The sequence below is a fragment of the Mesorhizobium sp. P2_H9 genome, from assembly GCF_056403215.1.
Genome location: NZ_JBFUFX010000013.1, coordinates 168523 through 194844 on the forward strand (window position 1 = coordinate 168523; position 26322 = coordinate 194844).

The following is a 26322-nucleotide window of genomic DNA, read 5'->3' on the forward strand; positions in this document are numbered from 1 at the left end:
ATACGGCGTCGCGCGAAATTCATCTACCAAACCGCGATCGAACATCGGTATGTTTGCGGGCGGAGCCCCTGAATGGCATTTCGATTCGTACACACCGCTGATATCCATCTCGACTCGCCGCTGCGTTCGCTGGCGCTGCGAAACCCCGACCTTGCCGAACTGGTCGGAGACGCTAGCCGTCAGGCGCTCATCTCGATCGTGGATCTCTGCCTTGCGGAACGTGTCGATGCGCTGGTCATTGCCGGCGATCTCTATGATGGCGACCAGACGTCGATGAAAACGGCGCGGTTCCTGGCGTCACAGATGACACGACTTCACCAGGCCGGCATCAAGGTTTTCAAGATCCGGGGCAATCATGACGCGCTATCGCGGATATCGAAACAGCTCGTGTTCCCGGACACGGTCACGATCTTCGGCGGCCGTCCCCAGTCAGTGCTGCAGACAGCCGGCGGGCTCGACGTCATGTTCCATGGCTTGAGCTTTGCCAGCCCCAAGGCGCCGGACAGTCTGCTCCCCAAGTATTCAGCTCCGCGTGAAGGCGCGATCAATGTCGGCATCATGCATACGAGCCTGGCTGGATCGCCGGGCCACGACGTCTATGCCCCGTGCAGCGTCGCTGACCTTCACGGCCATGGCTTCGATTATTGGGCGCTTGGGCACATCCATGTCCGCCAAGTCCATCCTGGGTCGAGCACTGTGGTGATGCCGGGAATTCCGCAGGGCAGGGACATCAACGAGGCCGGCGAGAAATCCGTCACCCTGGTGACGGTACGCGACGACCGCACCGTCGAGATCGAGGAGAGGCTGACCAGTGTCGCGCAATTCGAGCGGGTGAACGTCGACCTGACCGAAACGGTGGAATGGTCGGAAGTTGTCGGACGAGTCCGCTCCGCGCTCGAAGATGTGCGCGCCTCCGTCAGGTCTCGCCATGCAGTGGTACGCCTCGGCCTGACCGGGGCGTCACCCTTATCCTGGGCGCTGATCCGTGACCGCGACCTGCTGCTCGCAGAAGCCGAGCAGGTCGCGGAACACACTGGGGACACTTGGGTGGAGAAGCTCGAGCTCAATGTCTCTCCATCCGCGAGCGAAACATCGGAGGGCGTCGCCGATCCGATTTTCGAACTCGCTCAATCCATGCGCGCCGATGCCAGCTCGGAAAGTTTCCGTGCGGAGGCGAGGGCGTTGGTCCAGAAGATGATCGCAGATCTTCCGCCTGACGGGCGCGATTTCGCCGGCAAGGACGAGGCCGAGCTGGAGTTGTTCCTCGACAGGGTGCTTGCCAACGGCGCCGACCTGGTCACCGCCCGCCTCAAGGCCGGTGGATCGCAATGAGGCTCCGGCGACTTGATCTCGTCCGCTATGGCAAGTTCACCGACAGGACGATCGACTTCGGGCCAAAACCGGAATCCGGTCCGGACCTGCATATCGTCTTCGGCCTGAACGAAGCCGGCAAGTCGACCGCGCTTTCGGGCTATCTCGACCTTCTGTTCGGCATCGAGGAACGCAGCCGCTACAATTTCCTGCACGAGTACAGCGCAATGCGCATCGGCGGGGTGCTCGAACTCGGCGGCGCGGAGCACACGTTCACACGCACGAAACAGCGCACCAACTCATTGCTGAACCCGACTGGCCAACCGGTCAGCGAAATGGCGATATCAGCGCATCTCGCCGGGCTGTCGCGCGACGCATACGAGACCATGTTCTCGCTCGATGACGAAACGCTGGAAGCAGGTGGAAAATCAATCCTGGAATCGCGCGGCGACCTGGGCAAGCTGCTGTTCACGGCCAGCGCCGGCCTCGGGCACGCAAGCGATACATTGAGCGTACTCGAGGCCGAAGCGGACAGGCTCTATCGCAAGCAGGCACACGGAACCGAGCTTGCGCTGCTCAAGAAGCGGCTTGCGGAACTGAAATCCGGGAGGGAGGCGATCGACACCTTGGCGTCGACGTTCGAAACTCTCGAGACAGAGCGCCTGGACGCGACAGAAAAATACAATCGCAGCATCGCCGAACGGTCGGTGCTGTCGGCTCGGCTCGATACGATCGCGAAGTATCTTCGCGCGATCCCGATCCTTGCCGATATCCGACGTAAGGAAGCCCAACTGGCCGAGTTGCCTGAGATCGCTTCACCGTCACGGACCTGGACCGGCAGCGTCGCCGACATGATCGAGACCGACGCCAGTCTGAGAACGCGGCTATCCGCGAGTGTGGACGAGCTAGAGCGGGTCACGACGAAAATCGCCTCGGTCGATGTGGACGCGCTGATCCTTGCGATCTCCGAACGGGTTCGCGGCCTGGCCGACCGCAAGGTGCGCCACGTCTCGGCCGGGCTCGACCTGCCAAGTCGCAGGACGGAGCTGCAAATCCTCGACAATGCCGTGGCGACCTGCCTTGCCGCACTTGGTAGGTCCTCCGAGCCACACCCTGCCAACCTGCTCTTGCCTGCTGCAACCATCGGCGCGGTGCGCGCCATGGTCGAGCAGCGATCCGGGATCGTTACCAGCGTGCGCGTCGCGCGCGAGGAGGCCGCGGCCGCTGCTGACGCGCTCCAGGCGGCACGCGAACGGATCGGCGAAGAACGGGCCGTGCCCGAGCCTGCCAGGGCAAGGCTAGTTTCGGCTTTGTCTACGGCAAAGGCCGGCGGGTACATGAGGGAGACCAAGGCGGCACGCGAGGCTGCGGATGCGGGTGCAATTCGATGGGAGGCCGCGATCGCACGCTTGCATCCCTGGTCGGGAGATGCGCAGGCATTGGCCAGGATCGCCATTCCGAATGCTGGAAAGCTTGGCGCATGGAAGGCGCTTGCCGCAGAGCAGGGAAAGAGCAGGGGCATTCTTTCCGAACGTCTTGCCGAGCACCAGGGCCATCACCACTTACTTGCGGCGCAGCTGGAAGCCCTTCGTGCCTCGGTCGATGTCGCCGACGATGATGCGGCGGGCTCCATTCGGCGCGCCCGGGACGAAGCCTGGGCAAGGCATCGCGATGACCTAACTGGCGAGACGGCGGATGATTTCGCGGCAGCACTGGCTCGAGACGACAGCGTCGGAGCGGGCCGTCTGGTCAACGTTCGGGAGCTCGTTGAGATTCGTAGCACAAACCGCAACCTCGCAGAGACCGCGGCCACAATCGCGCATGCGCGCGGCCAACTTGAACGCAACAGCTCAGATCGGGAGGCTGTCCTCTCGGAAATTCTTGCAGTCGCAAGAGACCTGCTTGGAGAAATCCCGGAAACATCCCCCGAACGGCTGATCGAACTGATCGAGGATCGCATTGCTGCCCGGAGCGATGCGCTCGCGGCCTGGGAGGAGATAGAGCTTTCCCGCAAGAAGATCGAGCGGGCGGGTGATGAGGAACGCCGAATACGCCTGGAGCTGAGCGGCGCACTGGGGAGCGTCGGCGTCGGTTCGGATCCTGGTGACAGCCTGGAGACGATCATGGCCGTGGCAGAGTTGTTCCTTGAGAGACAATTCAAGGTGGACGCTGAGCGCACCGAGGCACTGAAGACCGTTGGCACAAGACAAGAGGATTTGGCTGCCAGGCGCCGAGCCATCGAAGTCGCTGAGCGGCGTGACGATGAATGGCTAGCTGGCGTTGCCGAGGCGCTCAAGGGCACCTGGCTAGAGAGCGGCGTCTCGGCTCCCGGCGTCGGCGGCGTCCTCGATCAATTGGCTGAACTGTCCAAATGTCTTCAAGACCGGGACGCCATGCAACTTCGTATCGAGAAGATGGAGGCCGACAGGGACAATTTCCTGGTCGAGGTTTCTGCAGTTGCAGCAGAAGCGGGCGAGGCCGCCAGCGACGACGAACCGGAACAGCTGGCGATTCGGCTTGCCGAGCGCCTGGAGCGCGCCGAGCGCACGCGCGAGGCCAAGGCAAGCCTCGTCAATGACCTGCAGCGCCTGCAGGATGGGCGTGAGATCCTTGATGCTGAGATTTCGGCACACGAGCGCCGCAAAAACGAGGTCCTGAGCATCTTCGGCGCGGCCACGCTATCTGAAGTCGTGCAGCGCGACGAACTGCTGCGCGACAGGGATCGCCTGCGCTCAGCCGTGGCCGAACTCGAGGAGCAGGTGGCGTCCGGGCTCGCGGTGGAAGGGTTCGAGAGGGCGCGTTCGATATTGGATGCTGTCGATCTCGACAGTCTCGCAATCGAGAAGGCCGAAGCTGAGCAACGGCTTCGCGACCTAGACGAGGCGTTACAGCAACAGCTCATTCGCCAAACGCGCGCGACCGACAAGCTGGACGCGATTGGCGGCGACGCCGCTGTTGCCCGCATAGATGCCGAAAGGCGCACCGTCCTTCTGGAAATCGAGGAAAAGGCGGTCCGCTATATCGAGCTTAAACTTGGAATAATGTCGGCTGGGAATGCTCTGCGCGTCTACCGCGAGCGCCACCGCTCCGGGATGATGGCGCGGGCATCTGACGCGTTCGCCCTGATGACCCGCGGCCAGTACTCCGGCCTGACAACCCAGCCGGTGAAGGGTGGGGAAGTGCTCATAGCAATGCAGCGGGACGGGCAATCCAAGATCGCCGACGCGCTGTCAAAAGGCGCGCGTTTTCAACTCTACCTGGCGCTCAGGCTTGCTGGCTACTACGAGTTCGCGCAGTTTCGACCCTCAGTGCCATTCATCGCCGACGACATCATGGAGACCTTCGACCATTTCCGCTCCGAGGAGGTATTCCGATTGTTTGGGGAGATGGCGAGTGCCGGCCAGGTGATTTACCTCACGCATCACCAGCACCTGTGCGAGATCGCCAAGACGGTTGTACCGGGCGTGACGATCCACGAGCTCGCATAGTTGCACATGAAGATCGAAGCGCGAAACTCGGACAACAGGTGGCTGGCTAGTTGCGCAGGTAGCTCTTTGCCCCGCTATCAGTGAGACAATAATGCCCGCCGCGCGGACCGGTGCAGTATTGGCCTGATCGACAAGAGCATTCGCCTGGATTGCCTGACGGTTCCATATCTGCATTTTCGCTATCCATCAGCCCGAGCGCTCGGCTTGCGCTGCCTCCAAGGTAGGCCGTGCAATTCTTCTTGCTGGCGCTCACCGACCCGTCATTGCAAACGAACGTACTGCCTTGGCAATGTGAGATTCCGCCCTTCCGGCCGCTGCAGGGGGAATTCGCCAAGGATGGTTGCATTGCCAATATCGCAACGCACACAATACTGAGCAACCCTGCTAGAAGCTGCCTCATTGTCTCCCCTTCTCCCGGTCGGCAGATTGCCCTAATGGTTGGAGGCAAACAAGCAGGCTTTCGCCTCGATGTGTCCCCTAATCGCCAGGGTCTGCCAGCGCCACGTCGACCATGATTGAAGATATGACGCGGACGCTTGTCGCAGCGGATTTCTCCGCCCAAGTATTCTCATAAGCCATTTCTTGATGGCTTTATTGCTTTTGGAACGGCATATGTTCCGGACACGAAAAATGCCTGACGGCGATTTGCCATCCTGATCACTGGAACGTAGGCTTTCTGAAAACAACACGGGCGCAAACCGCCCTGCGACGCATCAAGGGGGAGCAAGTGCGCTTCGACGCATTAAATCGACTGTGGGAGAGTGTGCGGGCGTCCAGTCACGATTTTGACATCTCAACGCAAGTATTTCCCAATCTTGACGTTGATCGCGTGGCAAACGACTTAGGCTTGGCAACGAAGGGGGCTGATCGCGGATCTGCCGACGAGCCGCCGAGTGATGCGGCCGGTCTTGATGAGATCGAACTCGCGGTGGTGGAACGCGTAGAGGAGGAGAAAAAAGCTGCCCACCAATTGCTGGAAGATGAGATGCGCACCTTTAGCGAGCGGCTGACCAATCTTGATTTCGATGGTCAGTTTGTCATGACCAAACAGACCAACGCCACGACGGTCACCGATTATATAGCGGAATGGCAGAGCGGGATTGACCAGCTTCACGGCTTGCGCCGTGCGCTCGATGATGCCGAACGCGAGCGGACCAGTTTCCGACGAGATCACAAGCTCGATCGCGCCGCCAGAACGCAATCCACAACGATCAAGGTTCTCAAGATCCTGTTTCTGGTCGTATGCGTAATCTTTGAGACCGGCTTCAACGGTACCTTTCTGGCAGCCGGCAGCGACCAGGGATTGATTGGCGGCACTACCCTCGCGGCGGGCTTCTCTTTTCTTAACATTGGCGGCGCCACCCTTGCAGCCTTTTGGGTCAAGTATTCCCGCCATCGGTCGGTAGCAGGCAAGTTGTTCGGAAGCGCAATCGTCATCCTCTATCTCGCCTTCGCAGGTTCGATCAATCTGGCCCTCGCTCATTACCGGGAGACCTCGGAGACATTGTTTGGCAAGGCGGGCCAAGAGGTGATCCGAAGACTCCATGACGCGCCATTCCAATTGAACGACATCGAGTCCTGGATTCTCTTCGGCGTCGGCGTTTCGTTCTCCATTGCCGCATTCATCGATGCCTGGTTCCTGGCGGACCCATATCCTGGCTATTCCGGCGTCGAAGCAAGATTGGGAAAAAGACGCGCAACTTACGTTGAAACGCGTCAGCATCTGATCGAGCGTCTCCAGGACGTGCGAGACGAATATACAAACAAAATAACCGAAATCGTTCGCGGGCTTGGCGCGCGCAAACGAGAGTATGATGCGATCATCTCTCACCGCGGACGCATCGTCCAACTCTTCGACGAACATCAAAATCACCTGGAGAGGGTGGCCAACCTTCTGCTGGCGACTTACCGGGAAGCAAACCGAAAAGCCCGTTCGACCCCGCCGCCCGAGCATTTCACGGAGTCCTACAGGCTAGAGCGTATCAAGCCACCCTATAGGTTGATAGGGGAACTCAACGACGACGAACTATCCGAGTCCATCAAGAGGGCGCGAGACGAGCTCACCGATCAGTCTCAGCGCATGGCCGACGAGTTCGCGAAGGCCGTCGACCGGTATCATAACCTTGATAAGCTCCATCCGGATCAAGTCGATGCCCAGACACAGGCGTAGGCCTCAGGGGGGCGGCGTTGCCCCCATCCTGGGGATCGTGGCGCTTGCCATGATTATCGTTCTCAGCGTCGGAGCATTCTCATATTTCAAATGGGTCGCCTCTCACAAGGTGGCGCTCGATCCGACTACGAGTTGCCCGGTAACAGGTCCGGTTTCGGCAACCGCCGTTCTGCTGGACCTTACTGACACCATTTCGGCGGCGACCCTGCAGGATTTACGCAACAGATTTGATGCTCTGGCCGCTGGAACACCAGAAGGCGGGCTCATCAGCATCTATGGCCTCACTGAGCGCCCTGGTGAGCTGACACCGCTGTTCAGTGCTTGCAATCCCGGCGATGGCTCAAACGTGGATCCACTCGTATCGAACCCGCGCTTGGCCAAGCAGCGCTGGGAGCACGGCTACCGTAAACCTTTCGACGAATTCATGAAGGAAATAGGTGATGATGAGTCCGCATCTCAATCACCGATCATGGCCGGAGTACAAAAGCTCAAGCTCAGCCTCTTTGATACTCTTCAGCCTGACCTCAAGAAAACGCTGATTATCGCATCTGACATGATCGAGCACACGGCTGCGTATTCTCAATACCGTTCGGGAATCGACTATGCCGCCTATGAACACAGCTCGGCCAAGGATATGTACAGGACGTCATTGGACCGTGTCGCCGTTACCGTGCTCTATATCCAGCGCCAGAAAGCACCAGCAAAGAGCAGGGCGCATTGCGATTTCTGGGCCAAATGGTTTGTCGACAACAAAGCAGTCGATGCCGATTTCATCAGACTTGAAGGACTTAACTGATGGCGACGCGGCAGCTCACCGTTTGGCTTCAGGCAAATCTGCCAAAAGCCATTTACATCGCCCTGACGCTCATTGGCGTCGTTTTTATCTGGGTGGCCAAAACTCACGCTTGGACCGCGTCATTTACGATTGTCGTCCCCGTCGTCTTCATGTTCACCTATTTCCTGGTAACTGCGCTTTTGGCGGGTTTGCGCCTTCATGACGAACAGGCCGGCGACAACCTCTATTACATGGGGTTCTTGTTCACGCTGACGAGCCTCGGCGTTGCGCTCTACCGGTTCAATGTCTCTGAGCCGATCGACAATATCGTGCGCAACTTTGGGCTTGCCGTGGTGACAACCATTTGCGGCATTGGCTTGCGCATTCTCTACAATCAGGTAAGGCGCGACCCCATCGATATCGAGCGCGCTGCCCGCCATGAACTTGCGGAAATGACCAGGCGTGTGCGCGGTGAATTGGAAGCCGCCTCTCGCGAGTTTGCCAATTTTCGACGCGTCAGCAACCAAATGCTGGAGGAGGGTTTCGAGGAGATCGGCAAGCAAGCCGAGCGATCGGGCGCCCAGATCCTGAAGGTCATGGAGTCCTTAACTCAGGAAGCAATCAAGCCCATTCAAAGCGCAGGCGACCAGATCAAGTCTGTACTCGATGATGTCGGCACCAAGACAGAGAGCCGCTTGAGCACAGCATCAGAGCGGATGGTGTCCTCAACGAAAACCTTTGAAGACGCCAATGCCCGCGTTGCAGAGACGCTCGCTGCATTCGGCACCCAAGTCGAGGCGGCAGGGACGAAACTTGCCGAGGTCAAAACACCTGACGAGCTGATCAGTATCCGCCTTAAGCCGACTCTGACCACCTTGGAGAAGGTTGTCGCTGCCCATGCAAAGACGCTTATCGCCTCCGATCAAGCGCGCACGCTTCAGACCGAATCTTTGGAGCGAACTCAGCAATCAATCGAGCGCGTCGTCGCGGCCGTAGATCGCAGCGTGAATGCCATGGAAAAGGCGGTCGACGCAGCGGGTCATTCTCAAAAAGTGACCGAGAATCTAGAGCGGCTAATCCAGCAGCAACACGCAGACCTGCGTCAGTACATTGAGAAAATCGCCGACCACCGCAATGATGTTTTAGGGCGCAAGATCATAGACGCCGTGTCTGGAAGGCCGAACGCGGAGCCGGTTTCGCCCATCGCGGCTTCATCGACAGCTGAGCAATACGGGAGTCCCTTGGGGGTCGAGACGAAACCTCAAACCGATGATACTTCGCGAGAGGTTCCTGAAGACAAGCGGTTTGGGTGGTTCTCCAGGCGATGAGCGACACCCGGTCATCAATCACAATCGAGCGTAAGGGATATGGACGGGGCCTTATTCTAGGCCTGACCATGGCGGAGACTCTGCTGCTATTGGTTTTTTGCCTGCTGCTGATTGCTGCCGCAGCGATTTCAGCCGAGCGGAAACACGCCGAGCAGGCCATCGCCAACCGGGATATTTCCGTCGTTGAGCTTGAGCGTGTTCGCCGCCAAGCTGAGGATCTTCGCAAAGAGAACCAGTTGCTCGCTGAAAGAAATGACAAGCTCGAGCAAACCATAGCGGCTTTGCCAAAGGAGGTGATCGAAAACACGGCAGTCGATGATGACTGGCGGGAGCTGAAGCTCGCCCGTGACATGGTCCGTACGCTTTCGAAAGACGGTCTCTCAGCAAACGAAGCGCTCACCCTAGCACCGGCGATGGAAGTCCTGAAGAAACAAGGGTTTTTGAAAACCGATACGTCGCAAATTGCAGAGCGTCTCAACGAGGTATTCCGCAAGGCTGCCGAGGGAGAAAACGCCAAACCGCATGCCTGGCCACCGATCATCAACCTGAGCGAGGCGGGCGGCTATTATTTTGCCGTTGGCAGCGCGGAGCTTTCGCCAGGCTTTAAGCACCAGCTTCAAAGTGACATCGCAGGACGGATCGCAGGCTATCTGAAAGATTACGACGTCGACATCATCGAGGTCATTGGTCATACGGATGAGCAACCGCTGGCCGGACTTCCTTCTAACCTTGATAAGGTCGTTAGCGCTGTGCTGGCGAACGAAATGCCAATCTCAGCAGTGCGGCCATCCGACAATGCCGGTCTTGGCCTTGCCAGAGCGATCGCCGTCACCGAAATCTTGCGATCCGACCCGCAACTGGCCGGCACGACAGTCCTTCCGCTTTCTGCCGCACAGCTCATCATGCCCGGTGATGTTCTGAGCGACGGCAAGCAAACTGGTAGCGTTGAAACCCGCAGGCGAATTGAAATTCGAGTGCGCCGGCGCCAGGATCCGGTACCCGCCGACAGGCCATCCGCACGCCCTTGAAGTGACGGCCGGTCCTCTGGAAATCGCCTTTACGAACTTGACGAGTTTATCGATCTTTGCCATATCTACCTCAACGGAGGCAGGGAAAATGGCCTCTCCAAAATCAAAATCTGGTGTACGAATTGGCCCGGGCCGGCAGGCGCGCCCTGCGGCGAAGTCCACTCTGACAGCGGCTTTTTTGCTCGGTGCAGGTAAGAGGCTACCAAAGGGAGCCGCCGGATTCACGATCAAGGTGTCGGATAAGGCTTCTAAAACGATAACAGTGAACCCCAAACGGATAAAGGTCCTGTTGCAGCAATATGGGGAAGCTGTCGACAGAAGTCGCACTGCCGGTCGAGCGGTCAGCTTCCGTGTCGATGTCGGCCCTGCAGGTGCGACGACGGTGACCCCTGTTGAGGAAATCACCTCCGCCCAGGCAGGCGTGATCCAAGGGGCTGAAACCCCTGATCCCGAACTGCAGGACGCGTTGGCCGCAGCGCGCGCTCGCGGCCGTTTGCGGGCTGCTGAGATCCTCCTTGCCGACGATATGCTGAGTGCCGACGCATTCGCAAAGCTGCTCGGCACGACCCGCGTGACGGTAAACACGAAACGGCAGAGCGGCCAGCTTCTGGGACTTGACGGGGCGAAGCGTGGTTTTCGTTTTCCGGTTTGGCAGCTCGACGCCGATGGCAGACCCTATGCCGAACTCGCACATCTTCATGAGCGATTGGGAGGAGCGTGGGCCGTCTATCGCTTTCTGGTCCAGCCACATGGCGAGCTCGACGGGCTAACGGGACGCGATGCCCTGGAGCGCGGTAGGACGAAGGCTGCTCTTGAAGTTGCCGAAAGCGTCGGGCGAGACTTCCGCTAAATGGCGAAGGTACTCCCGCCCGACGGCAGACGCCTTGAGGCTCTCATCGTACGAAACCTGGAGCGAATGGCCACAATCGCCAACGGCCTGGATTTGGCGGGCCCTGCGTTGGTTTCGATTTCTCTCGATGGGGTCGAAGACGTTGAGCTGTCTAATGCGCGGCCTGGTGGGAGACGACTGCGGCAGCCGGAGTTCATTTTGCCCGTTGCCAAGCTGGCCGAGATGAACGGTGAACTTGCCGCAGAGCTTCAGGAGCAGTTGGATATCCTGTGGCAGACAGCCGGGTGGATCGACGGTTCACCGTCTTACGCATCGGGAGCCTGGGCCGGCTACAGCGACAAGCAGAACTACGACGTCGACTAGAACCGCAACTTGGCGAGTTACATCGAGAGACCACGTCAGAACCCCTCTATCAATGGCCGAACACTGGCGTCCCGCGAGCGCTGACGACGTTGATCAACGCCTCTAAGGAATGTTCGGTTGAGGGAATGTTCGGTTGAGCCTGCCTAAAAAACCGGCGACCGGTCATCCTCGGGCCAGTTGTCTACCGAACGGCGCTCTGCGATAATCGGCGGTGCGCAACCTTCTGCGGGTATCCACCACTACGCTCGCGAAGATGCCGAAGGCCAGGGACGACACGACGAATATCCTGGGCGCAAGCGCCCTTGGATAGTGGCTCACTCCACGTGGGTTCCCAACGTCCGGCCTGGCAGCGCGCTCCGCTGCCCTCGCCGGACCAACCCGCGGGAGGTGTTGGCGTGCCAAAAATTCACTCAGATTATTTCAGCTCCGACGACGCAACCGAAAACGGCAATTTGACCCTCTGGGAACTGACCAATCCATCGGCGACGGTACAGGCAGCTATCGAGCTTTACGGTTCAAGTGCGACGACTGCCGCAGCATGGTGCGCGTTGACTGCACATTTCGACGGGCGCAAAGCCGACTATCGCTTCTGGTGTGCAGTTTTCTCAAAACTTGGTAGCAACACAGAGGCCTGAGCCTGTCGGCACGTGGCGACGACGACCTCCACGGAACGAGTCGGGGAACCAGCGACCCCATGGCGTTTATACAAGCTGAGTTGGCTTCATCTGCCATTTCTCGGCGAGTGCTCTGCCTCCGTCCTTGTCCAGCGTGGTAAAGACAGAGCGGGTGAGATGGGCACGGAAGCGGTTCAGTCCGTCGACGAGCGGCAGTTCAGCATCCTCGGGCGCGGCAAGAAAATCCCAGCCTTGTCGAAGCCAAGGGCAACGACCCGCAATGCGCACGTCCACGGCCTGCGTCCCCGCCATAAGCCAGATAGGCCCGTCACCCTCTCTGCGCCTTCTGTCCACGGGTACGCTCGACACATGCGCCATTGCTCCGTCATTTTTGACCATGCCCATGAACACGATGTCGTATGGAGTTGCTTGGTTTTTCTTCCCGTAATACGCGGCCATGCGGCGGATGGAATTCAAATCTCCGATCACGTCATAACAATAGGCCGCGATCGCGCCGAATATGGGATTGACGTGCTTCTCATGTCTTAGTTCGGTCGCGAGGTTGTCGACATCCTCGGCTGACAGATCACCCGTCACCAACCGGCTGATCGCCCTTGCCGCGACGTGGGTGCCAGTGTTGTCACTGTTGACTTCACGGTAGCTGATGGCGGCGACGCCGTCGCCGTCGCGCAGTAGGGTGCAGACCAGATCGCGATAGAGCCAGACCGGGGCGAAAAGGCCGTCCGCGAATTCAATCATCAGCAAGCCTTCATCCGTGGGCTTGGAAGGCGAAAACTCGGTCGGTCTCAGTCCGCGACCAAGCAGACGCAGCGGCATCGCAGACCATATCTGTTTTACCGTGCCATTGATGACGAGCCGCACATGTGCGTCGCGCGAAGGCATAGCGGCTCGCTCCAAGGACGCGCGCAGGGTATTGGCCTTCTTCTTGCGAGCCTCGCCGGCCGCGAGTCCTTCCAGCCTCTTCAGCTGATCCGCGACCTGATCTGACAGCACTTTCCTGCTCGGTTTCGATACGTTGCGCGAGGCTAGCCGCTGGCGCGCCAGACTCACGCTTTCGACAAGCGGCTTGGCAATCTTCGGCAGGCCAGGAAAGGCCCTCGTGGTGTCAATGTCGGGATGGCTTACGCCGAAGGACGGTCCAAGTATGGTGGTGCGGATTGCTACGTTTTCGAGCACGGATTTGAAGACATTCGGAGCCACCGGTAGCTTGGCTCCTGCTGCGACAGCACCGGCTGAGGCAGCCTGCGCACCTTCGGTGGGGGGCCATGGGGAGAGATCAGGATCGGGCGGCAATGGCGGCGTGGCTTGATCGAAGTAGACAACCTTGTCGAAGAAGGCGCTACCGCCTGGGACCAGCGTCAAGTTGTATTGCGTTGCCCGTTCCTTGGCTGCGGCCCGAAGTCCGCGGCCGAGCGAGGAACTGTCGACCACCGAACCGTCAAACGCCGCCGGTACGCGACCCCACAGGGCCTCGGCCAAAACGCCCGAGAAGATACATTTACCTGGCGCAGCGGCACCAGGCACCCGGACCATGAAAGCACTTGTCGCGTCCTGGCAGGCATTGAAACGCGCGACTTCGATATCGGCGACAGGCGGTTGGTGGCGTTTGCGCACCCCGGGCCGAGGCAATAGGCCACGGAGATCTCGGCTATTGGCGATGGCACGGCACGCATCGCTGAAGATCGTGAGGTGCTGGATGCCGTATGCGTAAAGCTGCCGTCGCAGTTCCTCGACGAAAATATTATAGCCCTGGTCGAGCGAATCGTTGAGCAGCCAGTAGGTCGTGTCATCATTGATGCCGGTCAGACCATGACCGGTGAACGCCAACACAAAATGATCGACCGGCGTGCCTGCGGGCACCAGCTGATCGAAGGCATCCTGGAGCGACCTGTCCGTGATGCGGTTGGCGCCTTTGTCGGTCAGGACCACGACGTCTGAGGCTGCAAAGCCCGAATGGAGCGCCCATTGGCCGATCGTCTCGGCGGCGACGACGGCCCCATCGAGATAGGGGAATTCGTCAGCGGCGGCGTCCACGGGCTCGACACTGCTGACGCCGATGGCAAGACACTTTCTAGACATGATGCATGGTCCCTTCGCGTCGGCCGCGGATCACCGCGCGTCCTGTCCAGGCGACCGGCGCCGCCAGGACAACGGGGACGCGCCACCGCAAGGGTCCGGGGCCCTTCAGTCGCTCTGCCATCACGATGGCGGCGACTGCGAGCATTGCAGGGATGTGTCCGTGCGAGACAAACAGCGGAACCAGCATCCAGGCCCAGCAACTAGCGAGACACCACCCGCCCAGAGCCGCCCCGAACGCTATACAGTCGCGATCGGCCGCAAACCCAAACAGTCCTATACGCCGCAGCCGGTGCGCCCGGTTCTGCGCGGCCATTTGCAGCGGGCTGGCGCTCCACAGCAGCGCCAGCAGGCACGCCACCACGAAGGCGGCCAACGCGCTGCCCGCCTGAATGCGAAGCGTGAGCGCAAGCGCGAGAAGCGGAACGCCCGCCATAGACCAAACGCCGAAATACCCTAGCAGAAAACCCGCCGGGGCACGCCACCGTCTGCTGACGAGGCTTGATGCACGGACATGCAACAACGGCAAGGCTATGAGCGGCGTCATCATCCCGACCAGCATGGCAAGCCATGTCAGTGCCAGCATCGCCGGCGGATTGATTGCAATCAAGAACTGCGCGCTGGCGACGATCGCGTTGACTGGCAGGAGGTCGGCATTGCTTCCGCACAGAAGCGTCATATCAGCTTGGATGTCGATCGCTGATGACGCTACCAGAGCAGCGCCCGCCACCAAAACCGGAGTCCTAAAGGGCGGCGCGAGCAGGCCTTTCAACAACAGAGATCGCACGAGGTCCCCTTCACGCCACCAAAAGAGCACGGTGACCGCATCAGCCTCGAAGGACGCTGACGCGTTCGATCGTAATTGGGTCCGCGTCACCGCCGCCGTGTGCCGAGACGATTTTCACCCGCAGGTGCGCGGGATCGAAATCGCCCTTGTCAACAAGGCGTCGGGCAAGATCAGAGATGTCGAAAATGAGGGTGAGCCCGTTGCCGCCGTGCTGGCCGTCCACCTTGGAGGCGCTGGCAAGGCCAAACAGCGCAGCGCTACCTGCGACATGATCCTGCGGCGGAGCATCTTCAGCGCCGGCCGGGACATTGACATAGGCCTTGAGGCCGCCTGCGATGCTCACGCCGCGGATATTCTCGAACTTGAGGAACGTCCGCTTGCCCGCAGCCGCTGCGGGCGCATTCGGTCCCATGGCTGTGACCATCGCCTTGCCCTCTACCGGGGCGATCTTCACGGCAGTTTCGACTGGTTTGTCGCCGAGCGTAACCTTCTCGCTGTTTGCTCCGATGACCTTTGGTTCAGCCATTGCCGCTGGTCCTTGTGCGACGCTGACGGCTACGCCGCCGATGGGCGGGATCGGAACACCGGTACCCGCGTGCAGGTCGTCATACTCAGGATAGAACTTGCCGCCGGCCAGAGTATCGCGCGCCGTGTAGTTTTCCAATCCCGAGCCATCGGCTTTCGGAACGGCGAAGGCGCGGTCGGACGGACCGTCGAGCCATTGCTTGCCCGCCTCCATCCGAACCCCAGGCTTGGTCATCCAAGCGGCCCAAAGCCTATCTATGTTGCAGTGATGGAGCCAGAACAAGGGATCCAGTCCGGCCGTCTCGAAGGCGGAAAGGAAGCCTTCGCCCGCGTTGGCCGGACGGGCCCCACCGACAAGGACATGGACCGAACCATGCGGCGCATTCTCCAGTTGGCCCCGTACGCCGCTATCGGGATTGGAGAACAGCGTCTTGCTGCCCCCAAAACTAACTGAGCCGGTGAAATCGGGTTCGCCCATGGCAGACAGGTCGATGTCATCGATCTGCAGCTTCGGCTCTGGGCCGAGGACTTTTTGGCCATAGCGCGGAACATCCTCAAGCGGGTTCCGCGTCGTGCCATCTGGAAGAAACTTCAGGAGAAACGCTTCAGGTATCTTGCGGGCGTCCGGGTTGGTCGCATCGAGATAGTTCCAATAAGGCAGTTTCCAGCCGGCTTTTCCGCCAAGCGAGACGACGGTTGCCGCGATGATTTCCTCAAAGCGCGCGAGATAGCCGCGATGCCAGGGGAGGAAGTAGAAGGAGGAATGCTGGCACTGGTTCCAGGCGACATCGGTGTCACTGGCAGGTGGAAGCGGCGTCTTCTTGTCGATGATTTTGAGGTGGACCCAAAGATCGCGGTCAAACTGATGCATCGCGGCGAGATAGCGCCAGCTCGTCCTATCCGTGACGGGGCGTGTCTTCAGCTCGTTCACGGCCTTTGCGTACCAAAGGAACGTTTCGTTCCAACCTGCGCCCAGCTTCCAGGCGTCCTCGCGTTTGCCGACCATCATGCCCCCCTTTTTCAACTACCGCCGAGCCCGTTCCACCTTGCCGGGGTGCTTTGACGCACGCTTGCGTAGCCTTGCTTGGGCAACGTACCATATTACTTCCTGATAGTATGGAAGAATTGTAGCCATCCTCGCTTAACTCTGAGGATAGAAACAACCCGTCCCCGATTGCAGCAAATCACGCTTCGACCGGAAGACGATTCGACCGCTTGATCTGCGCAAGCGCAAAGCTGGACTCGATCGAGGCGACGCCGTCGAGCCGCGTGAGCTTTTCCTTCAGGAAGCGGTCATAAGCGTGCAGGTCACGCACCACGATGCGCAGCAGATAATCGCGCTGGCCCGTCATCAGATAGCAGTCCACGACCTCCGGCCAACGCGCGATCGCCGTATTGAACCGCTCCAGCTCGTGCTCGCGCTGGCGCTCCAGTCTGATCGACGCGAATACCGAAATCGGCAGGTCGACGAGGTCCTGGTCGATGACCGCGGCATAGCCGGTGATGACGCCCCTGTCCTCGAGGAGACGGACCCGGCGCGCGCAGGGTGAGGCCGAAAGACCGACCTGGTCGGCAAGCTGTTGCGCCGTCATCCTGCCATTTACCTGGAGCGCGGCGATGATCTTGCGATCGATGTCGTCAAGTTGGGATTTTGGCATGGAACGTCTCTCCAATGATCGATTTTGAGGAAAACCGCTAAAGCTGTTGTCGAAATTAGGCAAGTTTAGCGACAACAGGCTTTTCCCCTGCGCTATGGTTTCCATCGATTTCACCTGGAGGCATGCGCTTGGACAAGAAGGAATTGGAGGCGCTTTCGGCACTTGAGAAAAAGGTGCTCTGGCTGTCGGCGTGGATGATCCACAACGCCAATCATCTGCGCGAAAGCACCGACGGACTGAAGGTCGGCGGACACCAGGCGTCGTCGGCTTCGCTGGCGACGATCATGACCGCGCTTTATTTTTCCGTGCTGCGGCCGGAGGACCGCGTCGCGGTGAAGCCGCATGCCTCGCCGGTGTTCCACGCCATCCAATATCTCCTCGGCGACCAGACCAGAGAGAAGCTCGAAGGGTTCCGAGCCTTCGGTGGTGCGCAAAGCTACCCGTCGCGGACCAAGGATATCGATGATGTCGATTTTTCCACAGGTTCGGTGGGACTGGGTGTCGCCCAGACGCTGTTTGCCGCGCTGGTGCAGGATTATCTGCGCGCCCGCGACAACAACCCCACGGAAGGCCGCATGGTGGCGCTGATCGGCGAYGCCGAGATGGATGAGGGCAACATCTTTGAGGCGCTGYTGGAAGGCTGGAAACACGGCCTGCGCAATTGCTGGTGGATCGTCGACTACAATCGGCAGAGCCTCGATGCCGTCGTGCGGGAGGGCCTTTGGGAGCGCTTCGAAAGCATCTTCCGCAATTTCGGCTGGGACGTCGTCATCCTCAAGTATGGGTCCCTCCAGCAGGCCGCCTTCATTGAGCCGGGCGGCGAGGCGCTGCGCGCCTGGATCGATGCCTGTCCGAACCAGCTCTATTCGGCGCTGACATTCCAGGGCGGTGCGGCTTGGCGCAAGCGCTTGCTYGCCGATATCGGCGACAATCAGCATCTCGCCTCACTTGTCGATCGCCGTTCCGATGCCGACCTGGCGGCTCTGATGACCAATCTTGGCGGCCACGATCTGCCATCCTTGCTCGACGCGTTCGAGACGGCGCGTGGCAACGACCGGCCGACCTGCTTCATCGCCTATACGATCAAGGGGTTCGGACTGCCGCTCGCCGGCCACAAGGACAATCATGCCGGGCTGATGACCAAGGACCAGATGGCGACGTTTCGTGCGTCGATGTCGGTCCGCGAGGGGCGCGAGTGGGATCATTTCGAAGGGTTGGAGATCGACAAAATCAAACTGCGGCGTTTTCTCGACGCAGTTCCGTTCGCGGCCAACGGTCAGCGGCGCCATAACGCGCAACGCATTATCGTGCCGGATCATCTTGTCGCGGAAGCTAAGGGCAGCGTCTCCACACAGGTCGGCTTTGGACGGATCCTGGACGAGATCGCGCGGGCCGGCGGGCCGCTCGCCGATGCCATTGTCACCACCTCGCCGGATGTGACCGTGTCGACCAATCTCGGCCCGTGGGTGAACCGGCGTGGGCTCTTTGCCAGGGAAGCGCTGGCCGACACGTTCCGAAACGAACGCATAGCATCGACGCAGAAATGGGAGTTCGGCACGTCCGGCCAGCACATAGAGCTCGGCATCGCCGAGAACAACCTCTTCATCCTGCTGTCGGCGTTGGGTTTGTCGCATTCGATCTTCGGCAAGCGGCTGCTACCAATCGGCACGCTATACGACCCGTTCATCCAGCGTGGCCTCGATGCGCTCAACTATGCCTGCTACCAGGATGCGCGTTTCCTGCTCGTCGCCACGCCTTCGGGCGTCACGCTGGCGCCCGAAGGCGGGGCGCACCAGTCGATCGCCACCCAGCTGATCGGCATGGCGCAGGATGGGCTCGCGGCCTACGAGCCGGCCTTCGTCGATGAACTGGCCGTCATCATGCGCTTTGCGCTGGACTATATGCAGCGAGACGGCGACAACGTGCAGTCGGAGCGCACATGGCTGCGCGACGAGACCGGCGGATCGGTCTATCTGCGCCTGTCGACACGGCCTGTCGAGCAGATCAGCCGCACCATGACAGTTGAACTCGAGCAGGACATTGTCGATGGCGGCTACTGGTTGCGCCGCCCTGGCCCGAATGCCGATCTGATCGTCGCCTATACCGGCGCCGTCGCGCCGGAAGCGATCGAGGCGGTCGGCATGATGGCGGAGGACCGTCGCGATATCGGTCTGCTGGCGGTGACTTCAGCAGATAGATTGAATGCGGGATGGACGGCGGCGAGCCGGGCGCGCGAACGTGGTCTCGCCCATGCCAGAAGCCATGTCGAAAGGCTGCTCGCAGACCTTCCGGGCCATTGTGCGATCGTCACCGTTACTGATGGCCATCCAGCCTCATTGGGCTGGCTGGGTTCGGTCCACGGGCACCGCACACGTAGCCTTGGCGTCGAACACTTTGGTCAGTCTGGGACGATTGACGATCTCTACAGGCATTTCGGTATTGACGCGAACTCCATCGCGACGGCTGCCGACAGGGTTACCGGTGGCCGGCCGCTCCGCTATTTGAAAGCACTGGATTGATGTCGCCTGTGGTTAGGGTCCAAAGCCCGGCGGTGCGGTTTTTCGGGCATCCGTTCCAGATTGTGCAGCTTCCCACGAACGGCGGGAAATCCGTGCCCCTTCGATGCCAAGCGGGTCCCATTTTGGGCGGCGCGTCTTGAAGCAGAGTAGGAATTTTCGCTGATCGTCGGTGAATTTACAATCATCCAAAAATGCGGCGACCATCGCCGCATTTTTATAGAAAAGCGAACTTCAACCTCTACAATGCTAGGTCGGCCACGCATATCATCCCGCAGCAGAGCCTCCTGATAGGAACCATCTGTGCGAAACCTCAAATCCACTTGCGCTTTATCGCGATGCCGAGGGCCTGGTAGGTGGTCACGACGTTGAGCTTCCGACGAATGTTTTGCAGCTGAAACTCGACAGCTCGCCGACTGACGTTGCGAAGTGCTGCGATATCGTCGTTGGTCTTGCCCTGTAGGAGCCACGCCAGGCATTCCAGCTGATAGCTCGTTAAAGGGGAGGGCGCTGTGCTCATCAGGTCATGGTCATTGCGGCTCTGCAGATAGCCATCAACGAAGGCACCAAGTGTCAGAACGGAGTAACCGTCCGCCAGCATCGTTGTATCGGGTTTCCTGTCACGGGACGAGAAGGTGAAGAGGGCACGCCTTCCGAACCCGTCGAAGATCGGGATAGAGATCCCCGAACGGATACCGAAATTTCGGGCTTCGCCAAAGAAAGTTCGGTGAGACTTTCTTGCGGGAACGGGCAACCCGTTCTCCGACCAGGCATAGGCTCCGCGTCTCGGGGATACCGCTTCGACGACAGGGTCCACCTTGGCGAGACCGCTGTCGAGATAGTGCTTCTGCCACTCCACCGGATAGTTCGACATGCCATACACGTCAGCTTCGTGAACTGAGAGATAGGTGAACCATTCAAAGCCCTGGGCATTTGCGAACCTGCGCAAAGCCTGATCAATGGCGGGCTTGTCTTGCGCTAATTTCAACCAGTCCCGCAGCGTTTCAAACTGTGGCTTTAGAGACTTCATCAACTCTCCTTCGTGCTGCCCCAGCCTCATAAGGTGGTTCTCTTATTCAAGTTCAAGGGAGTGAGATCAACCTCCAAAATACAACCCCCGCTAGAGGACCGTTCATCCCCTGTGGGCTTTCGCAACCTGAACGACCTTCGGAAACCCGAAATGGCCCGCCTACTCGAACCCTGTTTTTTTCGCGTCGTCGAAGCAACGCGGAGAAAAAGGCATGCGGCTTATTGAGGTCCGGAACGGCGAAAACAGGGTAGGCAACAGGCTCATTGATCAAATGCACGCGCTACGAGCGCGCGTGTTCAGGGAACGCCTCGACTGGACTGTAACAGTCGAGGCTGGGCGCGAAGTCGACGAGTACGATGCACTCGATCCGACCTACCTCCTCGCTGTGACGGATGATCTGCACGCTGTCGTCGGCTGCGCCAGGCTTCTCCCAGGCACCGGGCCGACAATGCTGGGCAGAACGTTTCCGATCCTTCTCGATGGCCATCCCATGCCGTGCCATCCTGGAATGATCGAAAGTTCCCGGTTCTGCGTGGACACGGAGCTTGGCATGAAAAATGCGGCCCGAGGACTCCACAAGGCGACGATGGCGCTGTTCACAGGCATTCTCGAATGGTCATTGGTCAATGGCTACACGGAAGTCGCGACCGTCACCGACCTTCGTTTCGAAAGAATTCTCGGCAGGGCGGGTCTACCGTTCAAGCGGCTTGGCGCGCCGCATCCCATTGGAAACACCACCGCGATCGCCGGCATCATTCCCGCAACTCTCGAGAACGCCCTTCGCGTCCAGCCGGAGGGCTACCAACCACTATTCACCAATCACCTCGCGCTCGCGGCGTGAGGATCGGCCATCACACATCGCATCCAGAAAAGATCGCTTCACGATGCCCACGTCGCAATCACACGATCGTCTCGTCCGCAAACTCCGCGAGGCCTTGGGCAGCACGATCTGCAACTCGCTCGATGATGCGCTCGTCGTCGAGATCATGCTCAATCCCGATGGCCAACTATTCGTCGAACGGATCGGCGAACCGATCACGCAGGCAGGCAGCCTGGGGCCGCAGGCAGCCGAGACGATTATTGGCACGGTTGCGCACGCGCTGGGAACTGAAGTGACCCTGAACCGGCCGATCGTCTCCGGCGAGTTGCCGATCGGCGGCCATCGGTTCGAGGGACTGTTGTCGCCAGTGGTCGCAGCGCCGGTCTTCACGATCCGCAAGCGCGCCACGCGGGTTTTCCCGCTCGACAGTTACGTGCGCGACAAAATTATGACCGGGTACCAGGCGTCGGTCATCCGCAACGCCGTCGAGAACCGCATGAACATCATCGTATCCGGCGGCACAGGAACAGGTAAAACCATGCTCACCAACGCGGTGATTGGCGAGATGGTCAGCCTGACGCCGGAACACCGGCTGGTCATTCTCGAGGATACGGCAGAGATCCAATGCGCGGCTGAAAACGCGGTCGCCCTCCATACGACGGACGCCGTGGATATGAGCCGGCTGCTCAAATCCACGATGCGTCTGAGACCGGATCGGATCATCGTCGGCGAGGTCCGCGACGGGGCAGCTCTCACGTTGCTCAAGGCCTGGAATACAGGCCATCCCGGCGGCATCGCCACCGTTCACGCGAACAGCGCGCTTTCAGCGTTGAGGCGTCTCGAGCAACTGACAGCCGAGATCAGCTCGAACCCGATGCCAGAAATCATCGGCGAGGCGGTTGACCTGGTCATCTCGATCGAACGAACGCCAAAGGGCCGTCGTGTTCGAGAATTGCTGGTCATCGAAGGATACCGCAACCGCCAGTACCGCATCGAATCCCACGGCAGCGAAGAGGGGCACCGCCATGTCGCGTAAAGCGATCAAAGTAGCATTTGGATTGATCGGATTTTCTACCTTACTCGGCCGACCAGCATTCGCTGCTGGGGGAGGGGGCGGACTACCCTGGGAGGGTCCGCTCCAACAGATTCAGCAGTCGATCAACGGACCGGTCGCCGGGACAATTGCACTGGCAGCCGTGGCGATCGCCGGGGCGATGCTGATCTTTGGCGGCGAATTGAACGATTTCGCACGACGGCTGGTCTATGTCGTACTCGTTGCGGGCATCCTTCTCGGCGCCACGCAGATTGTCGGGCTGTTCGGCGCCGGCGGCGCATCGATCGGCGCGTCCATGGAAACAGACGTTGATGGACGGGCGTCCGCGTTCTCGACGGCCGGTACCGATGGCTGAGCGTGTCAGCCACCTCCACCGCGTGAGGATCCATCGCGCGCTTTCCCGTCCGAACCTCTTGTTCGGCGCAGACCGGGAGCTGGTGCTCGTGACGGGCTTGGCAAGCGTCATCCTGATCTTCGTCGTTCTGACTTGGTTCTCCGTGCTGTTTGGCATGGCGATCTGGATCTTCATCGTCGGCATGCTCCGGATGATGGCAAAGGCCGATCCCATGATGCGGTCCGTCTATATGCGCCACATCCGTTACAGGCCGCACTACCGGCCGACCTCGACGCCCTGGCGGGCATACTGACCACGGACGTCGATCATGGTTGCGCTCAGAAAATTCCGCAGTTCCAGTCCATCGTTTTCGGACCTGCTCCCCTACGCGGGTCTCGTGGACAACGGCATCCTTCTCCTCAAGGACGGCTCGCTGCTTGCCGCCTGGTACTTTGCCGGGCCTGATTCCGAAAGCTCGACCTATTTCGAGCGCAACGAGATTTCGCGCCAGATCAACGCGATCCTCGCTCGCCTCGGCACAGGCTGGATGATCCAGGTTGAAGCCGTGCGCGTGCCCACCACCAGCTACCCGCAGCGCGAGGACACAAATTTTCCCGACCCTGTAAGCACGGCGATCGACGACGAGCGGAGAAGACATTTCGAGGCCGAGAGCGGCCATTTCGAGAGCCGCCACGCGATCCTACTCACCTACCGCGCGGCAGAGAAGCGCAGGTCATCGCTGGCAAAGTATGTTTATTCCGACGACGCCTCGCGCAACGAGGGCTTTGCCGACACCGTTCTGGGGCATTTCCGGTCTGCAATTCGCGAGTTCGAACAGTACATGGCTAACGTGCTGTCGATCCGGCGCATGGTCACGCAGGAAACACTCGAGCACGGCGGGACCCGGATCGCAAAGTATGACGAACTCCTGCAGTTCGTCCGCTTCTGCATCGTCGGCGAGAACCATCCGATCAGGCTGCCGGCGATCCCGATGTATCTCGATTTCCTGGTGACGGCCGATTTCCATCACGGCCTGTCGCCACTGGTCGACGACCGCTATCTCGCCGTGGTGGCGATCGACGGATTCCCGGCCGAAAGCTGGCCCGGCATCCTTAACTCGCTCGACCTAATGCCGCTGACCTATCGCTGGTCGTCGCGCTTCGTATTCCTCGACGCGATAGAGGCTCGCCAAAAACTCGAACGAACCCGCAGGAAGTGGCAGCAGAAGGTGCGCCCTTTCTTCGACCAGCTTTTTCAGACGAACTCCCGATCGATCGACCAGGATGCCGCCATGATGGTCACCGAGGCTGAGGATGCGATCGCTGAATCGTCATCGCAGCTCGTCGCCTACGGCTACTACACGCCGGTCATCGTCATGTTCGATCAGGACGAGCGGCGGCTTCGCGACAAAGCGGAAGCCGTGCGTCGGCTTGTTCAAGCCGAAGGCTTCGGCGCGCGCATCGAGACGCTCAATGCAACAGAGGCCTGCCAGGCAACTGGTATGCCAATATCCGCGAGCCGCTGATCAACACGCGCAATCTCGCCGACCTTATCCCGCTGAACGCAGTATGGTCGGGAAGTGCTGTTGCTCCGTGTCCGTTCTACCCGGAGAATTCCCCGCCGCTCTGCCAGGTCGCATCGGGCTCGACGCCATTCCGGCTCAACCTTCACTCCGGCGATGTCGGTCACACCCTGATCTTCGGCCCCACCGGTTCTGGCAAGTCGACGCTGCTCGGCCTGATCGCGGCGCAGTTCCGGCGATACAAGGGCGCACAGATCTTCGCGTTCGACAAAGGAAGGTCGATGCTGCCGCTGACGCTCGCTGTCGGCGGTGATCATCACGATGTCGGGGCAGGAGAGGGACTCTCCTTCTGCCCGCTGTCCGAACTCGGCTCCGATGCCGACCGCGCCTGGGCCGCGGAGTGGATCGAGTCCTTGATCGCGCTGCAGGGCGTGAAAATCACGCCAGAGCATCGCAATGCCATATCCCGGCAGTTGGGCCTCATGGCGAAGTCCGAAGGCAAATCCCTCTCCGACTTCCTGTCAGGTGTGCAATTGCGGGAGATCAAGGACGCACTTCACCACTACACCGTCGACGGTCCGATGGGGCACCTGCTCGACGCCGAAGCCGACGGTCTGACGCTGTCGTCATTCCAGACATTCGAGATCGAGCAGCTCATGAATATGGGCGACCGGACCCTCATTCCGGTTCTGCTCTACCTGTTCCGTCGTATCGAGAAGCGCCTCACTGGATCGCCCAGTCTCATCATCCTCGACGAGGCCTGGCTGATGCTCGGACACCCCGTGTTCCGCGACAAGATCAGGGAGTGGCTCAAAGTCCTGCGCAAAGCGAATTGCGCGGTCATCCTCGCAACGCAGTCGATCTCGGATGCCGAGCAGTCCGGCATCATCGACGTGCTGAAAGAATCCTGTCCAACGAAAATTTGCTTGCCCAACGGGGCTGCCAGGGAGAGCGGCACCCGGGAGTTCTATGAACGGATAGGCTTCAACGAGCGACAGATCGAGATCGTCGCGACAGCCCTTCCCAAGCGTGAATATTACGTCGTCTCGCCCGACGGGCGCCGGCTGTTCGACATGGCGCTCGGTCCCGCAACACTGTCCTTCGTCGGCGCTGCCGGCAAGGACGACCTCAAGCGCATCCAGGAATTACGCGACGTTCACGGCCAGCATTGGCCCGCCTTTTGGCTAAAGCAAAGAGGAATCGAGAATGCCGACACTATGCTCCAATCGTAACGGCGGCGCACGGCGAAGCTCACATGGTCCATTGGTCTTGATCCTTGCGGCAAGCCTAGCATCAACCTCGGTAGCTTCTATCCCTGCCAATGCCGGCGCAATGACTGGCAACGCGACGGAATGGACCCAGCTGCTCAACAATTCAGAACTCGTCGGCCTCGTCGGCCAATCGGCCGAGCAAATCCAGAACCAGGTCACGCAGATCACGCAGCTTGCCGAGCAGATCCAGAACCAGATCCGCATCTATGAAAACATGCTGCAAAATACGGCGAAACTCCCTTCCCAGGTTTGGGGTCAAGTCGAGAACGATCTCGGCAAACTCCAAGGCGTCGTGAACCAGGGGGAGGGGATCGCCTTTTCAATGGGCAACATCGACGATGTCCTGAAGCAGCGGTTCAAGAGTTATTCCGACTTCAAGACCAACCTGCCGGAAGGACAGGACTTTTCCAGCGCGTGGCAAAGCTGGTCCGATACCAACCGCGACACGATCGCCGGCACACTGAAGGCGGCCAACCTGACGGCCGAACAGTTTTCCACCGAAGAGGCCACGATGAGCCAACTCCGCTCGATGTCGGAGACGGCTGATGGGCAGATGAAGGCTCTCCAGGTCGGGCATCAGATCGCGACCCAGCAGGTAGCCCAGACCCAGAAGCTGCGCGGATTGCTGGCTCAGCAAACGACCATGATGGGAACCTGGTTGCAGTCCAAACAAGTGGAGAAGGATCTCGCACAAGCGCGACGGGAGAAATTCTTCAATGCCCCAACGCGTGACATTCGCAGCGGCCAGACCATGGAGCCGCGCTGGTGAGCAACCGTCCAT

General features: G+C 59.9%; 20 protein-coding genes and 1 pseudogene. 16 read left to right on the forward strand and 5 right to left on the reverse strand.

Annotation, left to right across the window (positions count from 1 at the left end):
* Positions 1-72 precede the first annotated feature (72 nt).
* The 9 genes from AC1DXN_RS24185 (at position 73) to AC1DXN_RS24225 (ending at position 11948) form a co-directional block, all read left to right on the forward strand.
* The gene (locus tag AC1DXN_RS24185) at positions 73-1332 is read left to right on the forward strand and encodes a metallophosphoesterase family protein (protein ID WP_477276530.1); all 1260 of its coding nucleotides are present in this window, start codon (positions 73-75) and stop codon (positions 1330-1332) included.
* Positions 1329-4799 (forward strand): ATP-binding protein, encoded by a 3471-nt coding sequence (locus AC1DXN_RS24190; protein ID WP_477276532.1) that lies wholly within the window; start codon positions 1329-1331, stop codon positions 4797-4799. Before AC1DXN_RS24185 ends, AC1DXN_RS24190 begins: the two co-directional genes overlap by 4 nt.
* Before the next feature lie 727 nt (positions 4800-5526).
* The gene (locus tag AC1DXN_RS24195; RefSeq protein ID WP_477276534.1) at positions 5527-6969 is read left to right on the forward strand and encodes a hypothetical protein; all 1443 of its coding nucleotides are present in this window, start codon (positions 5527-5529) and stop codon (positions 6967-6969) included.
* A 49-nt stretch (positions 6970-7018) separates the two neighbouring features.
* Positions 7019-7765 (forward strand): hypothetical protein, encoded by a 747-nt coding sequence (locus AC1DXN_RS24200; protein WP_477276536.1) that lies wholly within the window; start codon positions 7019-7021, stop codon positions 7763-7765.
* Positions 7765-9072, forward strand: coding sequence for a hypothetical protein (locus AC1DXN_RS24205; RefSeq protein ID WP_477276538.1), 1308 nt, complete (start codon positions 7765-7767; stop codon positions 9070-9072). Before AC1DXN_RS24200 ends, AC1DXN_RS24205 begins: the two co-directional genes overlap by 1 nt.
* Before the next feature lie 68 nt (positions 9073-9140).
* Positions 9141-10100 carry an OmpA family protein gene (locus tag AC1DXN_RS24210; RefSeq protein WP_477276540.1) on the forward strand — a complete coding sequence of 320 codons (960 nt, stop codon included), beginning with the start codon at positions 9141-9143 and terminating at the stop codon, positions 10098-10100.
* Between the two features lie 88 nt (positions 10101-10188).
* Positions 10189-10950, forward strand: a complete 762-nt coding sequence (locus AC1DXN_RS24215) for an XRE family transcriptional regulator (RefSeq protein WP_477276542.1) — start codon at positions 10189-10191, stop codon at positions 10948-10950.
* Between the two features lie 66 nt (positions 10951-11016).
* On the forward strand, positions 11017-11313 hold the full coding sequence (locus tag AC1DXN_RS24220) for a hypothetical protein (RefSeq protein WP_477276544.1): 297 nt from the start codon (positions 11017-11019) through the stop codon (positions 11311-11313).
* A gap of 395 nt (positions 11314-11708) precedes the next feature.
* Positions 11709-11948 carry a hypothetical protein gene (locus AC1DXN_RS24225; RefSeq protein WP_477276546.1) on the forward strand — a complete coding sequence of 80 codons (240 nt, stop codon included), beginning with the start codon at positions 11709-11711 and terminating at the stop codon, positions 11946-11948.
* A gap of 66 nt (positions 11949-12014) precedes the next feature.
* On the opposite strand, the gene AC1DXN_RS24230 is transcribed toward AC1DXN_RS24225, so the two are convergent.
* From AC1DXN_RS24230 to AC1DXN_RS24245, 4 genes are all read right to left on the reverse strand, one after another.
* On the reverse strand, positions 12015-14027 hold the full coding sequence (locus AC1DXN_RS24230) for a hypothetical protein (protein WP_477276548.1): 2013 nt from the start codon (positions 14025-14027) through the stop codon (positions 12015-12017).
* Complete coding sequence (locus tag AC1DXN_RS24235; protein WP_477276550.1) at positions 14020-14799, reverse strand: copper chaperone; 780 nt, start codon at positions 14797-14799, stop codon at positions 14020-14022. Before AC1DXN_RS24235 ends, AC1DXN_RS24230 begins: the two co-directional genes overlap by 8 nt.
* Positions 14800-14851: 52 nt before the next feature.
* Positions 14852-16345, reverse strand: a complete 1494-nt coding sequence (locus tag AC1DXN_RS24240; protein ID WP_477421686.1) for a tyrosinase family protein — start codon at positions 16343-16345, stop codon at positions 14852-14854.
* A 175-nt stretch (positions 16346-16520) separates the two neighbouring features.
* Complete coding sequence (locus AC1DXN_RS24245; protein WP_477276695.1) at positions 16521-16994, reverse strand: Lrp/AsnC family transcriptional regulator; 474 nt, start codon at positions 16992-16994, stop codon at positions 16521-16523.
* Positions 16995-17116: 122 nt separating this feature from the next.
* Here AC1DXN_RS24245 and AC1DXN_RS24250 point away from each other — a divergent pair, with 122 nt between their 5' ends.
* A complete protein-coding gene (locus AC1DXN_RS24250) occupies positions 17117-19513 on the forward strand; it encodes a transketolase-like TK C-terminal-containing protein (protein ID WP_477276554.1) in 2397 nt (798 codons plus the stop codon).
* A gap of 310 nt (positions 19514-19823) precedes the next feature.
* Here the strand turns inward: AC1DXN_RS24250 and AC1DXN_RS24255 are convergent, their stop codons facing one another.
* Positions 19824-20540: an autoinducer binding domain-containing protein gene (locus AC1DXN_RS24255; protein WP_477276556.1), complete on the reverse strand. Its 717-nt coding sequence runs from the start codon at positions 20538-20540 to the stop codon at positions 19824-19826.
* Between the two features lie 211 nt (positions 20541-20751).
* Here AC1DXN_RS24255 and traI point away from each other — a divergent pair, with 211 nt between their 5' ends.
* From traI to trbJ, 6 genes and pseudogenes are all read left to right on the forward strand, one after another.
* Positions 20752-21381: an acyl-homoserine-lactone synthase gene (traI, locus tag AC1DXN_RS24260; RefSeq protein WP_477276558.1), complete on the forward strand. Its 630-nt coding sequence runs from the start codon at positions 20752-20754 to the stop codon at positions 21379-21381.
* A gap of 43 nt (positions 21382-21424) precedes the next feature.
* On the forward strand, positions 21425-22396 hold the full coding sequence (gene trbB, locus AC1DXN_RS24265) for a P-type conjugative transfer ATPase TrbB (RefSeq protein WP_477276560.1): 972 nt from the start codon (positions 21425-21427) through the stop codon (positions 22394-22396).
* Positions 22386-22769 carry a TrbC/VirB2 family protein gene (locus tag AC1DXN_RS24270; RefSeq protein ID WP_477276562.1) on the forward strand — a complete coding sequence of 128 codons (384 nt, stop codon included), beginning with the start codon at positions 22386-22388 and terminating at the stop codon, positions 22767-22769. The genes trbB and AC1DXN_RS24270 overlap by 11 nt, the downstream gene beginning before the upstream one ends.
* Complete coding sequence (locus AC1DXN_RS24275) at positions 22762-23061, forward strand: conjugal transfer protein TrbD (protein WP_477276564.1); 300 nt, start codon at positions 22762-22764, stop codon at positions 23059-23061. Before AC1DXN_RS24270 ends, AC1DXN_RS24275 begins: the two co-directional genes overlap by 8 nt.
* A gap of 15 nt (positions 23062-23076) precedes the next feature.
* A pseudogene (locus AC1DXN_RS24280) lies at positions 23077-25502 on the forward strand (conjugal transfer protein TrbE).
* Between the two features lie 31 nt (positions 25503-25533).
* Entirely contained in the window at positions 25534-26310 is a 777-nt protein-coding gene (trbJ, locus tag AC1DXN_RS24285; RefSeq protein ID WP_477276697.1) for a P-type conjugative transfer protein TrbJ, read from the forward strand.
* Positions 26311-26322: the final 12 nt, after the last annotated feature.

What these genes read in the sequence shown, in the direction of transcription:
- AC1DXN_RS24215 (WP_477276542.1), top strand. Translation starts at nt 10,189, where the DNA reads ATGGCCTCTCCAAAATCAAAATCTGGTGTACGAATTGGCCCGGGCCGG.
- AC1DXN_RS24210 (WP_477276540.1), top strand. Translation starts at nt 9,141, where the DNA reads ATGGCGGAGACTCTGCTGCTATTGGTTTTTTGCCTGCTGCTGATTGCT.
- AC1DXN_RS24245 (WP_477276695.1), bottom strand. Translation starts at nt 16,994, where the DNA reads ATGCCAAAATCCCAACTTGACGACATCGATCGCAAGATCATCGCCGCG.
- AC1DXN_RS24240 (WP_477421686.1), bottom strand. Translation starts at nt 16,345, where the DNA reads ATGATGGTCGGCAAACGCGAGGACGCCTGGAAGCTGGGCGCAGGTTGG.
- AC1DXN_RS24185 (WP_477276530.1), top strand. Translation starts at nt 73, where the DNA reads ATGGCATTTCGATTCGTACACACCGCTGATATCCATCTCGACTCGCCG.
- AC1DXN_RS24230 (WP_477276548.1), bottom strand. Translation starts at nt 14,027, where the DNA reads ATGTCTAGAAAGTGTCTTGCCATCGGCGTCAGCAGTGTCGAGCCCGTG.
- AC1DXN_RS24200 (WP_477276536.1), top strand. Translation starts at nt 7,019, where the DNA reads ATGATTATCGTTCTCAGCGTCGGAGCATTCTCATATTTCAAATGGGTC.
- AC1DXN_RS24255 (WP_477276556.1), bottom strand. Translation starts at nt 20,540, where the DNA reads ATGAAGTCTCTAAAGCCACAGTTTGAAACGCTGCGGGACTGGTTGAAA.
- AC1DXN_RS24205 (WP_477276538.1), top strand. Translation starts at nt 7,765, where the DNA reads ATGGCGACGCGGCAGCTCACCGTTTGGCTTCAGGCAAATCTGCCAAAA.
- AC1DXN_RS24275 (WP_477276564.1), top strand. Translation starts at nt 22,762, where the DNA reads ATGGCTGAGCGTGTCAGCCACCTCCACCGCGTGAGGATCCATCGCGCG.
- AC1DXN_RS24220 (WP_477276544.1), top strand. Translation starts at nt 11,017, where the DNA reads ATGGCCACAATCGCCAACGGCCTGGATTTGGCGGGCCCTGCGTTGGTT.
- AC1DXN_RS24190 (WP_477276532.1), top strand. Translation starts at nt 1,329, where the DNA reads ATGAGGCTCCGGCGACTTGATCTCGTCCGCTATGGCAAGTTCACCGAC.
- AC1DXN_RS24270 (WP_477276562.1), top strand. Translation starts at nt 22,386, where the DNA reads ATGTCGCGTAAAGCGATCAAAGTAGCATTTGGATTGATCGGATTTTCT.
- trbB (WP_477276560.1), top strand. Translation starts at nt 21,425, where the DNA reads ATGCCCACGTCGCAATCACACGATCGTCTCGTCCGCAAACTCCGCGAG.
- traI (WP_477276558.1), top strand. Translation starts at nt 20,752, where the DNA reads ATGCGGCTTATTGAGGTCCGGAACGGCGAAAACAGGGTAGGCAACAGG.